The following is a 13,830-nucleotide window of genomic DNA, read 5'->3' on the forward strand; positions in this document are numbered from 1 at the left end:
CCCTGCGCGGTGGGCGCCACGCTCAGCCGGTGGCGGTGGCGGTGGCGGCCCGGACCCGGTCGCGTGCCTCCTCCCAGGGGACGGGGGTGGCGACCACCGCGCGCAGCGCGCGTATCTGACGCGGTGGCAGGGCACAGGCCAGCACGCCGACGGCCAGGCCGTCGCGGCCGTAGAGCGCGACGGCGCGGCGGGCTTCCCCGTCCAGGACGGTGGTCTCCACCTCGTCGGCGCCGCTGGTCAGGCCGTATGCCTGGAGCTTGAGGCCGTACTGGTCGGACCAGAAGTAGGGCACGGGGGCGAACGGTCGGCGCTCCTGCGGCTCTGCGCCCTCCGCCGTGGCCACGGCCCCCTCGGCGGTCAGTTCGGCGACGAGGTTGCGGGCGGCGGCCATGGCCTGTTCGGTGGCGTTCATCCGGTGCTCGAAGCGGAGCGGGCGACCGTGCCCGGGGTGCTCCCAGCGGGCCACGTCGCCCGCGGCGTAGATCCCGGGGGCGGCGGCGCAGTAGGCGTCGCAGCCGAGCCCGTCGGTGGTGTCCAGGGCCGGGTCGGCCAGCCAGCCCACGGCGGGCTCGGAGCCGATGGCGAGCAGCACCAGGTCCGCGGGGTGCCGGCTGCCGTCGGCCAGTCGGACGCCGCCGACCCGGGCGGCGCTCCCGTCCGCGACGGTCTCGAACTCGGCCACCTCCCCGGTCACCAGGCGGACGCCGCGGGCCCGGTGCTCCTCGGCGAGGAGTTCCCCGATGCCCGCGCCGACGGCGGCGGCCATCGGCACCGGCTCCCGGCCGACGAGGGTGACCTCGTGTCCCAGCTCCCGGGCCACCGCGGCGGCCTCGCAGCCCAGGACGCCGTTGCCGACCACGACCAGGCGGCGGGCGCCCTCGGACAGCCGGTCGCGCAGCGCCAGCGCGTCGTCCAGGGTGCGCAGGGTGAAGACGCCGACCAGGCCGTCGGCGGCGGGCAGTGTGCGGGCCGCGACGCCGGTGGCGATGATCACGCCGGCGCAGGCCAGGCGCTCACCCCCGTCGAGGGTGAGGGTGCGGGTGGCGACGTCGAGGCCGGTGGCGCGGGTGCCGAGCCGCAGATCGAGGCCGAGCGGGGCGAGTTGCTCCTCGGTGCGCAGCAGCAGCTTCGCCGGCTCCCAGGCGCCGTGCAGCAGCTGCTTGGACAGCGGCGGCCGGTCGTACGGCAGGTGGGGCTCGTCGCCGATCAGGGTCAGCGGGCCGTCCCAGCCGGCCCGGCGCAGGGCCTCGGCGGCGGTGATCCCGGCGGCCGAGGCGCCGACGACGGCGATCGGACGGATCGTCATTCCTGCACCTCGATCACGGCGGCGGGGCAGATGGCTGCCGCCTCGCGGACCGCGGCGTGCTGCGCGGCGGGCGGCTCGGCGTCGAGGAGGACGACCACGCCGTCCTCGTCACGCTGGTCGAAGACCTCGGGGGCGACCAGCACGCACTGGCCGGCGGCGCAGCACTTGTCGGCATCAAGGGTGATCTTCATGGTGGTGGCTCCGTGGGTGTTGGTCGGGACGGTGGGACGGTCGGTGCGGCCGGTCACCAGGTGACGGGCAGGGCGTGGCAGCCGTAGATGGCCATGTCCGTGCGGAAGGGGATCTCCTCGACGGGCACGGCGGGCCGCAGGGTGGGGAAGCGGCGGAGCAGGGTGGCTATGACGACCTGGAGCTCGACCCGGGCGAGGGCCTGGCCGAGGCACTGGTGGATGCCGTAGCCGAAGGCGACATGGTGCTGGGCGTTGGGCCGGCCGACGTCGAGGCGGTCGGGGTCGGCGAAGACGCTGTCGTCGCGGTTGGCGGACGGGACGGCCACCACGACGCCCTCGCCGGCGCGGATGAGCGCTCCGCCGATCTCGATGTCGGTGGTGGCGACCCGGCGCGGGCCGTTGCGGATGATGCTGTGGAAGCGCAGCAGTTCCTCGACGGCGCCGCGGATCAGCGTCGGGTCCTGGCGGAGCCGCTCGGCGGAGTCGGGGTCCTGCATCAGCGTCAGGACGCTGAGGCCGATCATGTTGGCGGTGGTCTCGTGCCCGGCGATCAGCAGCAGGGCGGCGAAGGCGGCGACGTCGTCGTGGTCGATCTCGCCGGTGCGCTGCTGCTCGACGATCAACCGGCCGAGGATGTCGTCGCCCGGCTCCTGCTCCTTGGCGGTGACCAACGCGTCGAGGTAGTCGCGGAGTTCGCTCCGGGCGGCCTCGCGCTCCTCGTCCGCGATGGTGCGGGAGAGCAGCTTGCCGGTGAGCCGCTGGAAGACCTCGTGGTCGTCGTAGGGGACGCCGAGCAGCAGGCTGATGACGAGCGAGGGGACGGGCAGGGCGAGCGCCTCGACCAGGTCCACCGGCTCGCCGGCCCGGCGCTCCATCGCGTCGCACAGCTCGTCGGTCAGGCGCTGGACCTCCGGGCGCAGCGCCTCGACGCGCTTGACCATGAACTCGCGGGTGACCATCCGGCGGAGCCGGGTGTGCTCCGGCGGATCCATGCGGATGAAGCCGCGGTTCTTGGTGTCGCCGCCGCCTGTCATGCCGCTGAGCGGGTAGCCGTGGAGGGTGGTGTCGGAGCTGAAGCGGGTGTCGCCGAGGATCGCGCGGATGTCGGCGTAGCGGGTGGCCAGCCAGGCCCAACTGCCGTCGGGGAGCGAGATCTTGGAGATCGGCTCCTCGGTGCGCAGGGTGCCGAACGCACGGTGCGGGTCCCCCCGCTCCAGCAGGTCGGCGTGCGGCGGCGGTTCGAAGGGGCAGCCGCTCGGGGGTTGGCCGGGCGGTACCGGGGCGGTGGGGACTGTCGTGTCGATCATCTCGGTCATCTCGCTCCTCGTGCGCACACCGATCGGGTGTGCGCCATGAGTCGATCCTTCGCCTAACAAGCGTAAACTTACATCCGTAATGATCGGGTAAACGTCAGGGGGGTCTCGGCGAAACGTGAGCGACGGAACACCCGCGGCCGTCCGGCGGCGGGTGTGCACAGGGAGCCGGGTTCAGTGCTCCAGCAGCAGTTGGAGGAGCTCCTCCACGAACCCGTCCAGCCGGCTGGTGTCCTTGCGGCTCGGCATGACCTGCCAGATCATGACCCGGCCGTGCACCGCCGACCACAGCAGATACGGCGCCTCGGCGCGCGAGCCGCGCACCCGCCAGCCGGCCTCCTCGCAGGCGGTCAGCGCGTGGTGCCAGCTGCGCACCAGCAGCCCGGCCGGGTGCCCGGCGAGCCGCTCGGGGCCGACCGGGGTCTGCCGGGTCTCATACAGCAGGCGGTAGTTCGCCGGGTGCTCTATGGCATAGCGGCAGTAGGCCCGCAGCTGGGCGCGCAGCCGGTCCACCGGATCGGCGTCGTCGGCCTCCGCGGCGGCGTCGGCCATCGCGTGCGCCAGCCGCTCGTAGCTGATCTCCAGGGTCGCCCAGACCAGTTCGGTCTTGTCGGCGAAGTGCCGGTAGATGCTCGGCGCGGCGACCCCGGCCTCCCGGGCCACCGCGCGCAGCGACAGCGCGTCCTCGCTGCCGACCTCCTCCAGGAGGCGCTCGGTGGCCCGCAGCAGCTCCTCCCGCAGGCGCTCGCCCTGTCCGCGCGGGTTACGGGGCCGGACGGCCGCACTCTCGCTCACTGCCCTCCGGTCCTTTCCTGGCCTGGCCGATCCGGTCGTCGGCGGGGTCGGCACACTTCATCAGGGTTTCACACCCCGGCGGCGGACCGTACCGGAGGCGCACAATCCGGTCCGCCCGGCCGCGCGACGGCCTGCCCCCGCCCCGCCCGTCACCGCCCCCCGCACCAGCCCGTCCGCGCCGGCACCCCAGCTCGGCGCCACCCGGTCGCCCCCCCTGTCCGATCCCCCGTGTCCGATCTCCCCTGTCCGATCTCCGCCGGCCGATCTCCGCCCGCACATCCCGGCGCCTGCGGGCCCGAGTCGGGACGCGGGTCCGCACCCGCGGACCGGCCTCCGTGAGCAGCGGGACGCACTCGGCCCCGGCGATACTCGCGAGCCGTCGTGGTCACCGAGATACGGACAGTGACGGCGTCGTCCTTGGCGCCGGTGAAGCCGAACCCGCCGTTGGTCCACACCAGGCGCGACAGGACCATTTCGCGCTCAAGAAGACCCGGCGCGGTCGCTGCGATCTTCTCGGACTTCAGAAAACTGTCAGCCATGCGCTCCGCTCGGAGCAGGGGCCCCGGGCCAGCACGCAGCACAGCCAAGGACTTTGGACATGCCCCCTTGGTTTTGGTGTTGCGTGAAGGCCCCAAGAACATGAGGTGGCGTTCCTGGGGGAGTTCGGGCCGTGCGGCACCAGCGTCAGAGCCTCAAGCATCGAGCAAGGAAGCGACAGATCGATTCAGCGCCACCCACAAAGAGGACCTTGGGCCTATCGGCACATGGCCGGGGAAAGTTGTCGCCAGATCAGCCAACAGCCTTACATCGAGGAGTAGTTAATGCGCCGCATCGCCTGTGTCATCGTCGGGACCATGGCACTCTTCGGGGTCCTCGCCACCCCGGCGCAAGCGTCGACTGACCCCATCGCCGATCATGCTCTCGCCTTCGTCGGCCATGTGTGGGGCGCCGTCGCTCCGGCAAGCCTCACGGACAGCGCGGCGCACGCGGCCCTCGAAGCCAGCAGGTGACGGCGAGGCCCCATAAGCCGTCTTCCGGCAGGCGCGGGATGCTGGCGGCCGGCTCTCCGGATCGCTGGGTACCGGCGTGACCGACGGATCGAGTCCGCCCCGGCCCACGCCGTGGCCCCGGCTGCGGAACAGCTCCGCCAGGGTCTCGGCGTCCGCCTCGCCGGCGTCCTCGTCGGCCCCGGCGATCCGGACGGCCAGGGCGTCCGGCAGGTGGTAGCGGCGGGCCATGCGCTCCCGGTGCAGTTCCGTCTCCAGCTCCGTGGCCCGGTCGGCCACGGCCTGGAACTGCTCCGGGATCCGGGCCGCCTTCAGTGCCGCTGCCGCCTCCCGTGCCTCAGTGCGGCACTTCGCCGCCTCTGCCCGTACGGTCTTCAGCTCCGCTCGGAGCGCGTCGACACCCCGCTCCTGGCCGTCGCCGTGCCCCTCCGGCTGCACCGGCTCCTCGGGGCCGTTCGTCGCGTCGGTCGGGCTCGATGCGCGGCCGGCGGGAACTTCGGCCTGCCCGGAAGTGATGGTGGGGGTGGTCTCCATGCAGGAACCTCTCCTCGCTGTCGTCAGGATTCGATGTGCAGCCCGACCCCAGGTGCCCGGGCCGGACAGTTAGGTGAAGCAACGGGGCCTGATTGGGTTAACTGCCTTGCGTAAACGGATCGAGGGACAGCCACCAGGGGACGTTCCCAGCACGTAGTTCCGCTTCGACCCTTGGAGATTTCCATGCGCATTCGCACTGCAATTGCCGCCGCAGCCCTGGTCGCGACAGCCGTACTCCATGGCGCAGGTGCGGCCGCTGCCGTCGCGCACAAGGCTCCCTCGACCCATTCCAAGCAGGTCGTCTCCTCTTCGGATGACGACGACGATGACGACGAGACGGGCCAGAGCGATGAAGACTGAGCACGAATGAGAGGTGAACGGCCGGCTCATGTGCCGGGCTAGTGCCCACTAGACGCCTCAACGTGGCGGCGCCATGCCCTCCGTGCCTCCGCGCCGGTCATTCCGCGGGTGAGCTCCTGCCATTGGCGGTCGTAGTCGCCGGCCTGGGGGCATGAAGTTATTGCCGTAAGTAGACGAGGACCGTCTGGCAGTGGCACCCGTTGTGGTCGCGGGTCAGGTCCTCCCGGGCGACCGGAGGCCGCCGGTTCGCGCGGACCCGGCCGTCCGGGGAGCCCCCGGGCTTGCGCCGGCCGCCTCCGGCCGCCGGCACCGGGCCCCGTCCGTGTCGGCCTGCTCCAGCCGCTGGCGGTATCGGCGTCATTCTGTCGCCGGCGTCCGGCGACAGTTGCGCAAGTCATCACGCCGCAGCCCGCCCCAACGGCAAGGCAGCCCACGGTAAGGGCACCGCGACGGGCAACCTCACCGGCGAGCGAAGTGAGCGCTGCCGTACCGCAGTTCTTTCGGGTGCCTTTCCACCGGCCTCCGCCTGGGCACCCTCCTCCGCCGAGCCGCCGCACCCTCCGCGCTGGACTTCCGCACGTGATGCCAACCGCACAACGCTTGAAGGTTCGAGTCCACCGGCAGGCGGGAACGGCGGTCACTTCCGTGCCAGACCACTGATGCCCCTTGGCAAACGGGCCGTCAAAATCTCCGGGGTCACGCCCTCAACTTCCCCAAGAATTACCTGTTGTCCGCAGGGGCGCGTGTAGTGCGATATCAGGCATGGCACAGAAGCACGAACAGACGACCAGCCCCCAGGCACCTGCTTTCGAACTCCGATGCGGTGGCCTCCATGTGACCATTCAGCGCATCCCCGCATGGCTCGTCCCGCTCGCGACAGTAACCATCGGTAGTGGCGCCGCCTGGTGGACGAGTCGTTGAGTTGAGGTGGGCATCGACAGCCGGCCCGCTTCAGCTCAGCCGAATCGGTGGTTCAGCAGGTGCGGCGGCCCGCTTGTCCCTCGGCATGCCAACCGGCCGCTGTGCCCTACCAGTTGATCGGACGTATGGTCTTAGGCGCCGTTCATCAGGAACCAGTAAGGGACTTCGGCATGCCAAAGGTCTACATCGTCAACCGCGCCTGGGAAGCGGACGAGAAGGTCTACATCGTCAGCCGCGCCTGGGAGGCGAAGGAGAAGGTCTACATCGTCAACCGGGCTTGGGAAGCGGACAAGAAGGTCTACATCGTCAACCGCGCCTGGGAGGCAGACAAGAAGGTCTACATAGTTCAAAACGCTTGGGAAGCAAGCTGATCGCCCTGGCCGCGGCATATCCCCTCCTCCGGCCCCAGACGCCTGATCGTTGAGCGTACGGGACGGGCGCCGGCTCGGCCGTAGCACCAGAGCGTGTCGAGCTCACCTGCCGCGAAGGTGGCCGGCGCCTGGGCGAATGCGGCGCGCCGGCGCTACTGGGAGGCCGAGGCGAGCAAAGTCCAGAGGTGGTTGGGCGACAGGTCTGCGCCCGCGCGCCTCGCCCGCCGGCGGCCCTGGGCTGGCTGTGCGTCGGTGGAGGGGGCGCGATGGGCGTCGTCCTCTCCCCGCACCTTGGACTTGTGGGCGAGGATGTCCCGGAGCGGGCGATCGTTGGGGATTGCCCTGTGGTCCACTTTGCCGTTATCTGCCCATGAGCAATCCGGCCTTGCGCGCGCCCCTGCTCAGCACCGTGTGCCAGATGGTGTGGCGGATGGGCTTGAGGTCCGAGCGTCCTGTCTTGATCGCCTTGTTCACGTTGATCACGCGGCCCGCCTCGGCGTCCCACCACAGCGGGACGAACTCGGCCTTGGTGATCTTCCAGCGATCGCCCGGAGTGGGCGGCGGGGTGAACGTGAACCGGGCGGCAGCGCTCATCCTTCCGTTCTCGTCGTGATGGGTGCCTCCGATGAGGTCGCCCAGCCCGTAGGCGACCCATGTGCCGCTGTCGCGCCTGTCAGCCTGCGTTTGTCGGCCGTCCGGTGTCCGGGCGGCCCGGGTGCCGTGCAGCCTCTCGAACGGCTGTGGGGTGTGTGCGTGGCTGCCGACGATCAGGTCGATGTCGGGGCGGCCGGCGGTGCGGGCGGCGGTCAGGACGCGGGCGAGCCGGCGCTGGCGGGCGTCGGGGGCGGTGCGGTACTCGGTGCCCCAGTAGAGGCTGACGGCCACCACGTCGGCGCCGGCCCGGCGGGCCGCCCGGGCGTCGGCGAGGATCCGCCGGGGGACGATGCGGTTGACCGTCCACGGCGCGGCCGGTGGGGGCCGGGCGTCGTCGGTGTTGTAGGTGTAGGCGAGGTGTGCCACCAGGGCACCGCCGGGGGCGCGCAGCAGAGCCGGGCGGGTGGCCTCGGCGGCGTCCCGGGCCGTGCCGGTGTGCCGCAGGCCGACCGTGTCCAGTGCCTCAAGGGTCCGGCGCACCCCTTCCCCGCCCTGGTCGAGGGCGTGGTCGGAGGCGGTGGCGCAGGAGTCGAAGCCGGTGGCCTTGAGCGCGGTGGCCACCTGCGGCGGGGCCTGGAGTTCCGGGTAGCCGGTGAACGGGCCGTCCAGCGGGCCGAGCGGCGCCTCCAGGTGGCACAGCGCCAGGTCGGCGGCGCCGACGACGGGGGCGACGCCCCGGAGCATCGGCCGGAAATCGTAGCCGCCGTCCACCGGCGCATCGTCCTGTGCCGTGCCGAGCGCCTCGGGGTGGGCGGGGATGACGTCGCCGGCGGCGACCAGGGTGAACGGCCGGGCGGGGTCGGCGGCAGGGGGACGAGCGCCGGCGCGGCGGTGCGGCGCGAGGGCGCGGGGTGCGGGATGCGAGGGGGCCGATGGGGGTGCGGGCGGGTCGTCCGGCCGGGCGCCGCAGCCGACGGCCAGCGCGATGAGCAGAACGACCGCCGCATACCGAGTTAACGCGCTCATATCCGACAGATACCAGGCCCCCGCGCGGGAAAATGACCGCGTGCGGTGATGTCCGGCGGTGTCCCTCGGACGGCCGAACCGGCGCCCGCGGCCGGCCGCCCGGCCGACCACCGGATGCTCCCCGTCGCGCCGCCGCACCGCCGCACCGTCGGCCGTGCGCCCGCCCGGACGGCTTCCGCCCACCGCGAGCGCCACAATTCCCCTGTCTCCCACACCGGTTGTCTGGGCATCGTCAGCAACACGGGTCCTTCGCCGACCTGTTGACGGGTGATCCGCCCGGACACGCCCGGGGTCCGTCCGCCCCTGACCCGTCGGACACGCCCTAGGGTGGCCCGGTATGGACGAGGAACCGCTTCATGTGACGGTGTGGGACGAGGGGCCGACCGGTGCGCCGCGGGCGCTGCTGGTGCACGGCACGATGACCTGGGGCACCGAGTGCTTCGCCGGGCAACGACCACTGGCCGGGATGTTCCGCCTGGAGCTGATGGACCGGCGCGGCTTCGGCGACAGCCCCGACATCGAGCGCAGCGACTACGCGGTGGACGCCGAGGACATCGGCCGGCTGCTCGGCGACGGGGCCCACCTGGTGGGGTACTCCTACGGCGCGGCGGGCGCGATGCTGGCCGCCGCGGCGCGTCCGGAGGCCGTCCAGTCGCTCACCCTGATCGAGCCGTCGCCGCTGCGCACCGCGGCCGCGCACCCGGTCGTGCGGGCGGCGGTGGAGCGGATCCGGGCGGCGTTCGCGAGCGCCGAGGGGGCCGGGGAGATGAGCGCGGAGGAGTATCTGCGGCAGTCCACCGAGGCGTACGGGATGCGGCTGCCGGAGAGCACGCCGCGCCTGCTGCGGGCGGTCCGGTCGGCGATGCGGGAGCGGCCGGTCTGGGACGCGCAGATCCCGCTGGCGCCGCTGGCCCGGGCGCAGATGCCCAAGACCGTCGTCAACGGGACGTGGGAGACCGCGCACCCCGACTACCGGGCGTTCGTGGGCGACGCGTTGGCCGCATGCGGGGAGTACCTCGCCGACATGATCGGTGCCCGGCACGTGCGGGTGCCGGGCACCGATCACGCGCCGCACCAGGACCGGCCCGAGGTGGTCAACGACGTCCTCGCCCGGCTGTGGCAGAGCTGACCGGGCCGGCGCTCCCCGGCGCGGCGTCGACCCGGACTCACGCCACCTCGATCCCGAAGTCGCCCACCAGCGCGGCCAGCCCGCCGGGGTAGCCCTTGCCGCCGAGGACGAAGTCCCAGTCCCCGCCGGCGCGGCGGCGGAACGCGCCGAGCACCAGCGCCCGCTCGCCGGGCCGGCCGTCGGAGACCGGCAGTCGGTCGAGTTCGGTGCCGGCGGCGTCCAGCAGGCGGATCCGGGCGTCGGTGAAGCCGGTGAGGTCGCCGTCCGGGTCGGTCTCCGGGTCCACGGCGGCGACCAGGACCAGCCGGTCGGCGTCGGGCGGCAGGTCCTCGAAGCGCACCCGCAGGGCGGCGCGGTCCTCGATCACGCCGGCCAGCATCCGCACCGAACCGTCCGGCGTGGCCGGGTTGTTGAAGAAGACGAAGTGGTCGTCGTCGAGCACGGTGGTGCCCTCGCAGACCAGGGCGCAGACGTCGAGGGCGGCCGGGCCGGACCAGTTCATGGCGAGGGTGGTGTGGTCCGGGGCCGGCTCGGCGGGCTCCGGGGTGTCGGGGCCGGCGTCGCCGGGGCCGAGGCGGCCGCGCAGCCCGTGCCGGCCGAGCAGGTCGAGGAGTTCGGGTCCGGCGATGAGGGTGAGCGGCTTGCCCTGGGCGAAGCCGTGCGCGCCGGGCCCGAAGTGGGAGGTCGTCACCAGCACGCCCTTGTTGGCGCCCTCGGACTGGACGGTGCCGTAGAGGTCGCGGACGGCGGACGGTGGGACGGTGTTGCGGTAGCGCTTGACCTGCACGACGATCTTGCCGCCGCGGATCGGGTCGGGGTCCAGGGCGTCCACGTCGATCCCGCCGTCGCCGGACCGCTGGGTGGTGACCGCCCGCATCCCCATCGCGCGGAACAGCTCGGCGATCAGCTGCTCGAAGGCGAGCGGGTCCATCTCCAGGAGGTCGGGGTCGCCGTCGGTGCCGTGGGAGACCACCGCGCCGCCGGCGATGTCGTCCGGCCGCCGCCCGGGGCGGACCGGGGTGCGCTGGTCGGGGCGGGCGGAGAGCTGGCCGCGGAGTCCGTCGGTGAGGCAGTCGAGGGCGCTGACCTGGTCCAGGCGGTAGGACTCGACGGCGCTGCGGGGGGCCAGGACGGTGGCGAGGAAGATCGTGGCGGGGCGGCCGGTGACCGGGTCCACGTCGTCGACGAAGCCGTTGAGCGCCACCGAGTCCAGGGCGCCGTGGGTGTCGGCGGCGAAGAGGTCGCGCAGCACCAGCAGGACGCCCTGGGCGAGAACCTCGCGGTAGAGCGCCCGGCGTTGGGCGGCCGGGCGGGCGGTCTCCCGCTCCTCGTCGGCGGTGGGCAGGTAGCGGACCGCCTTGACCTCGGGGACGACGTCGTAGCCCGGCAGTTCCCAGTCGAGGACGAGCTGGCGGGCGGCGGTGTCGTAGCCGGCGCTGAGCTGGCGGGGGAAGCCCTCGGGCCAGGACGTGCCGGAGTACAGGGCGGCGGAGAAGTACTCCACGACGGCGTCCGCTTCGCCGGCGCGCAGGCCCGCGACGAGTTCCTCGACGCCGGCGTTGTGCCGGCGGATCTCCGCGAGGGCGCCGGCCGCCCATTGGTCGTACTGCTGTTGGTAGGCGGTCAGTTGGGCCTGTCGCCGGGCCTCGGCGGCCTGGGCCGTGTACCAGTCCTGTTCGAAGCGGGCGCGGGCCTCCTGCCGGTCACGGTCGCGGCGGGCGCCGGAGCGCAGGCCGCCGGTGGGCACCTGGTAGCGGGCCGGGTCGGGCATGGCCACCGGGGCGACCAGGGCGCCGGGGGCGAACGGTTCGACGCGTTCGGGGCGGAGCAGGGCGGTGGGGGTGAAGGCGGGGGCCCGGCAGCCGTCGGCGAGCAGGCCGGTCAGGGCGGCGACGCGGGCGTCGAGTTCCTCGGTGCGGCGGCGGGCGTCGGCCTCGCGCTGCCGGCGGTAGGCGGTCTGCCGCTCGCGGTGCATGCGGGCCATGGCGCGCTCGGCGGCGCGGGCCTGCCGCTCCTGTTCCCGCTGCTGTTGCAGCCGGGCGCGGTGCGCGGCCTCCGCCTGGCGCTGCTGCTGGCGCTGTGCCTCGGCCCAGATGCCGAGTAATCCCTGGGAACGGCGGCTCATCTGACGGTTCGTCCTCCCCCCGGGGCGGCGCCCCCGGTACCCGCGGCAGCGTGGCGTCTGCGCCGGTCTGCCCTGGTCTGCAGTGGTGAGGCGACTTTAGCGGGGGGTGCCCGGCGGCGATCAGGGGGTGACCGGGCCATGGTCCGGACTCGGGAGCCGGCCGGCGTCCGATGCCCCCACCTTCGCAGAAATCACAGAGAACCCGTGAAATTCACATCTTGATTTGAGAACTTCACATGCGATTCCGTTGGATGCATCATGAGCGACGTGATTCTTGAGGCCGTTCCCCTTCACCACGCGACGGCCCGCGCGGCCCGGGCGGCGCCCTGCCCGGTGGTCGGCGTCTCACTGAAGCTGTACTTCGGCCTGGCACGGACCCGCGCCTGGCTCGCCGAGGTGGCCGCCCTCGACGCGGCGCTGACCGGCCTCCCCCGCCCCGTCGACCTCTTCGTCCTGCCGTCCTTCCCGGCGCTGGCGGACGCCCGGGAGCTGCTGTCCGGCACCCGCATCGGCTACGGCGCGCAGGACGTGCACTGGGCCGAACAGGGCGCGTGGACCGGTGAGGTGTCGGCCGGGATGCTCGTCGAGACCGGCGCCCGCTACGTCGAGGGCGGGCACGCCGAGCGCCGCCGGCACTTCGGCGAGACCGACGAGACGGTGGCGGCCAAGACCCGGGCGGCCACCGCGGCCGGCCTGGTCCCGGTGATCTGCGCGGGCGAGCAGCGCGCCGGGGACCCGGCGACGGCCGCCGAGGAGACGCTGACCCAGGTCAGGGCCGCGCTGGCGGGCGCCGCACCGGGCAGCGAGGTGATCGTCGCCTACGAGCCGGTCTGGGCGATCGGCGCCCGCGAACCAGCGCCCGCCAGGCACATCCGCGCGGTGGCCACAGCACTCCGCGGCGCGCTGCACGACCACGACGTGCGCGGCCGGCTGATCTACGGCGGGACCGTGGGCCCCGGCACCCACGGCGAGCTGGCCGGCGCCGTCGACGGGCTGTTCCTGGGCCGGCTCGCCCATGACACCGGGGGCCTGCGCAAGGTCCTCGAAGAGCTCTCCGGCGGTTGACGAGACCTCCCGCGCCCGCTCCGAGTCCCCCGTCCCTCCCAGCCCCAGGAGCCCGAAGTGCCCCGCGCCTCTGCCCTCCCCCTCGCCCTCGGTGGCGACGACGCCGGCACCGCCATGAAGGACGCGATGGTCGCCTACCTCACCGAGCACGGCTACCCGGTCACCGACTTGAGCGCCACCCGACCAGGAGACCGCGCGGTTCTCACCGTTCCGGATCTACCACGACGAGATCCGGGTCGTGGGCAGCATGGCGATCCTGCACAGCTTCGGGCGCGCGGTGGAGCTGCTGGGCAAGGGCGTCATCGACGCCGAGACCATGATCACGCACCGGTTCGGGCTCGACTCCTACGCCGCCGCCCTGGAGACCTTCCGGCGGGGCACCGGCCGCAAGCTCCAGATCGTCCCGAGCGGGGCGGCGACATGACGGCCGCCGTGCCCCGGCGGTAGCGGCGGCCGGCCGGCCCAGCGCCGGTCAACCGCCCAGCGCGGCCAGTTCCGTGCCTGCCAGCAGGAACGCCCCGACGCCGAAGTCGGCGGTGCTGTCGTAGGTGACCGGCTGGCTCGACTCCGGCCGGTCGCCGACGTTCTGGACGTACCCCAGGAAGCCGTCGGGGTGCACGGCGGTGGCCGCCATCGACGCCCAGGCGCGGGCGGCCACCGGCAGGTAGTCGCCGCGCGGGACGAACCCGGAGCGGATCGCGGCGGCCATGGCGAAGGTGAAGAACGCGGTGCCGCTGGTCTCCGGGCCGGGCAGGTGGCCGGGGTCGGCGAGGTTGACCTCCCAGCAGCCGTCCGGTCGCTGGGCGGTGCGCAGCGCGGCCAGTTGCGCGGCCAGGGTCCGGCGGTAGCCGGCCGTCGGCCCGAAGGTGTCCGGCAGCACCGCCAGCACCTTGGCGAAGGCCGGGTCGCCGCGCTCCACCGGGGCGACGCCGAGCCAGAGCGCCTCCCTCGCCCATGACGCCCTCCGGCGTGAAATCACCACCACTAGGCTGGAGTCGGCCGAATCCGGCAGCGTGCTCGGCGCCCAGCCGCGGATCGACTGCCCACCCCTGTGCCAGGGCTTGGACGACCAGGGCGAGCTGCGGCGGGCGCC

13 protein-coding genes are annotated in these 13,830 nt (G+C 73.2%); 5 read left to right on the top strand and 8 right to left on the bottom strand.

The genetic code is table 11. The annotated features are described in order from the left end of the window. Positions 1-22: 22 nt before the first annotated feature. The 5 genes from JNO44_RS39870 to JNO44_RS39890 form a co-directional block, all read right to left on the bottom strand. The gene (locus JNO44_RS39870; RefSeq protein WP_205368853.1) at positions 23-1,306 is read right to left on the bottom strand and encodes an NAD(P)/FAD-dependent oxidoreductase; all 1,284 of its coding nucleotides are present in this window, start codon (positions 1,304-1,306) and stop codon (positions 23-25) included. Beyond that, complete coding sequence (locus JNO44_RS39875; RefSeq protein ID WP_039640322.1) at positions 1,303-1,497, bottom strand: ferredoxin; 195 nt, start codon at positions 1,495-1,497, stop codon at positions 1,303-1,305. Before JNO44_RS39875 ends, JNO44_RS39870 begins: the two co-directional genes overlap by 4 nt. 53 nt (positions 1,498-1,550) lie before the next feature. Continuing rightward, positions 1,551-2,813, bottom strand: a complete 1,263-nt coding sequence (locus tag JNO44_RS39880; RefSeq protein ID WP_205368854.1) for a cytochrome P450 — start codon at positions 2,811-2,813, stop codon at positions 1,551-1,553. Positions 2,814-2,984: 171 nt separating this feature from the next. After that, positions 2,985-3,605, bottom strand: a complete 621-nt coding sequence (locus JNO44_RS39885; protein ID WP_039630696.1) for a TetR/AcrR family transcriptional regulator — start codon at positions 3,603-3,605, stop codon at positions 2,985-2,987. A gap of 818 nt (positions 3,606-4,423) precedes the next feature. Continuing rightward, entirely contained in the window at positions 4,424-5,146 is a 723-nt protein-coding gene (locus JNO44_RS39890) for a hypothetical protein (protein ID WP_205368855.1), read from the bottom strand. Positions 5,147-5,329: 183 nt separating this feature from the next. Between JNO44_RS39890 and JNO44_RS39895 the strand changes: the two genes are divergently transcribed. Both JNO44_RS39895 and JNO44_RS39900 read left to right on the top strand, forming a co-directional pair. Next, entirely contained in the window at positions 5,330-5,506 is a 177-nt protein-coding gene (locus tag JNO44_RS39895; RefSeq protein ID WP_205368856.1) for a hypothetical protein, read from the top strand. A gap of 1,091 nt (positions 5,507-6,597) precedes the next feature. Further along, entirely contained in the window at positions 6,598-6,798 is a 201-nt protein-coding gene (locus tag JNO44_RS39900; protein ID WP_205368857.1) for a 7(1) septoil knot domain-containing protein, read from the top strand. 360 nt (positions 6,799-7,158) lie between these two features. Here JNO44_RS39900 and JNO44_RS39905 read toward each other — a convergent pair whose 3' ends face one another. After that, positions 7,159-8,418, bottom strand: coding sequence for a CapA family protein (locus JNO44_RS39905; protein ID WP_205368858.1), 1,260 nt, complete (start codon positions 8,416-8,418; stop codon positions 7,159-7,161). A gap of 337 nt (positions 8,419-8,755) precedes the next feature. Between JNO44_RS39905 and JNO44_RS39910 the strand changes: the two genes are divergently transcribed. Beyond that, on the top strand, positions 8,756-9,547 hold the full coding sequence (locus tag JNO44_RS39910) for an alpha/beta fold hydrolase (protein WP_240167875.1): 792 nt from the start codon (positions 8,756-8,758) through the stop codon (positions 9,545-9,547). A gap of 37 nt (positions 9,548-9,584) precedes the next feature. Here JNO44_RS39910 and JNO44_RS39915 read toward each other — a convergent pair whose 3' ends face one another. Beyond that, a complete protein-coding gene (locus JNO44_RS39915) occupies positions 9,585-11,672 on the bottom strand; it encodes a restriction endonuclease (protein ID WP_205368859.1) in 2,088 nt (695 codons plus the stop codon). 258 nt (positions 11,673-11,930) lie between these two features. On the opposite strand from JNO44_RS39915, the gene JNO44_RS39920 reads away from it, so the two are divergent. Together JNO44_RS39920 and JNO44_RS39925 are read left to right on the top strand one after the other, a co-directional pair. Then, complete coding sequence (locus JNO44_RS39920) at positions 11,931-12,737, top strand: triose-phosphate isomerase family protein (RefSeq protein WP_205368860.1); 807 nt, start codon at positions 11,931-11,933, stop codon at positions 12,735-12,737. Between the two features lie 238 nt (positions 12,738-12,975). Continuing rightward, positions 12,976-13,161, top strand: a complete 186-nt coding sequence (locus JNO44_RS39925; RefSeq protein WP_240167876.1) for a hypothetical protein — start codon at positions 12,976-12,978, stop codon at positions 13,159-13,161. A gap of 48 nt (positions 13,162-13,209) precedes the next feature. Here the strand turns inward: JNO44_RS39925 and JNO44_RS39930 are convergent, their stop codons facing one another. Further along, the gene (locus JNO44_RS39930; protein WP_240167877.1) at positions 13,210-13,716 is read right to left on the bottom strand and encodes a glycoside hydrolase family 88 protein; all 507 of its coding nucleotides are present in this window, start codon (positions 13,714-13,716) and stop codon (positions 13,210-13,212) included. Positions 13,717-13,830 lie beyond the last annotated feature (114 nt).

This window comes from Streptomyces noursei (assembly GCF_016917755.1).
GTDB classification, from domain to species: domain Bacteria; phylum Actinomycetota; class Actinomycetes; order Streptomycetales; family Streptomycetaceae; genus Streptomyces; species Streptomyces yunnanensis.

Excerpts from the sequence above, each read along its gene's own strand:
- JNO44_RS39870 (WP_205368853.1), bottom strand. The coding sequence starts at position 1,306 with ATGACGATCCGTCCGATCGCCGTCGTCGGCGCCTCGGCCGCCGGGATC.
- JNO44_RS39875 (WP_039640322.1), bottom strand. The coding sequence starts at position 1,497 with ATGAAGATCACCCTTGATGCCGACAAGTGCTGCGCCGCCGGCCAGTGC.
- JNO44_RS39880 (WP_205368854.1), bottom strand. The coding sequence starts at position 2,813 with ATGACCGAGATGATCGACACGACAGTCCCCACCGCCCCGGTACCGCCC.
- JNO44_RS39890 (WP_205368855.1), bottom strand. The coding sequence starts at position 5,146 with ATGGAGACCACCCCCACCATCACTTCCGGGCAGGCCGAAGTTCCCGCC.
- JNO44_RS39895 (WP_205368856.1), top strand. The coding sequence starts at position 5,330 with ATGCGCATTCGCACTGCAATTGCCGCCGCAGCCCTGGTCGCGACAGCC.
- JNO44_RS39900 (WP_205368857.1), top strand. The coding sequence starts at position 6,598 with ATGCCAAAGGTCTACATCGTCAACCGCGCCTGGGAAGCGGACGAGAAG.
- JNO44_RS39905 (WP_205368858.1), bottom strand. The coding sequence starts at position 8,418 with ATGAGCGCGTTAACTCGGTATGCGGCGGTCGTTCTGCTCATCGCGCTG.
- JNO44_RS39910 (WP_240167875.1), top strand. The coding sequence starts at position 8,756 with ATGGACGAGGAACCGCTTCATGTGACGGTGTGGGACGAGGGGCCGACC.
- JNO44_RS39915 (WP_205368859.1), bottom strand. The coding sequence starts at position 11,672 with ATGAGCCGCCGTTCCCAGGGATTACTCGGCATCTGGGCCGAGGCACAG.
- JNO44_RS39920 (WP_205368860.1), top strand. The coding sequence starts at position 11,931 with ATGAGCGACGTGATTCTTGAGGCCGTTCCCCTTCACCACGCGACGGCC.